Origin of the sequence: Pontitalea aquivivens (assembly GCF_046507575.1) — a bacterium.
GTDB classification, from domain to species: Bacteria; Pseudomonadota; Alphaproteobacteria; order Rhodobacterales; family Rhodobacteraceae; genus Pontitalea; species Pontitalea aquivivens.
Genome location: NZ_JBKFEY010000151.1, coordinates 1 through 246, shown reverse-complemented (window position 1 = coordinate 246; position 246 = coordinate 1). Strand labels below are relative to the sequence as shown.

Annotated in this window: 1 protein-coding gene; it reads right to left on the bottom strand. The window is 72.4% G+C overall.

The genetic code is table 11. From position 1 onward, the window contains the following. A partial coding sequence (locus ACK8OU_RS20600; RefSeq protein ID WP_410305187.1) for a hypothetical protein occupies positions 1–246 on the bottom strand: 246 nt, incomplete at both ends.

Here is a 246-nt window from a genome sequence, read left to right as displayed (position 1 = left end):
CGGCTGGCCCGCCAGCCGGCAGAGGTCGATCACCGCCCGGGCATGGGCGATGGCCTCGGCGCGGATCGCCCTCGCGTCAGGCGCCGCGTTGGCGGCGGCAATACTGCTGCCCGGAGCCGCGGGAACTGGCCGGGTGTTCCCGGCGGAAACACCCACCTCGGTGCCCTGCGGCGGCGCCTGCGATGGATCGCCGTTGGTCGCCGCGCTGTCACCAGACGGGATGTTGGGGTTTCCAACATCCCCATA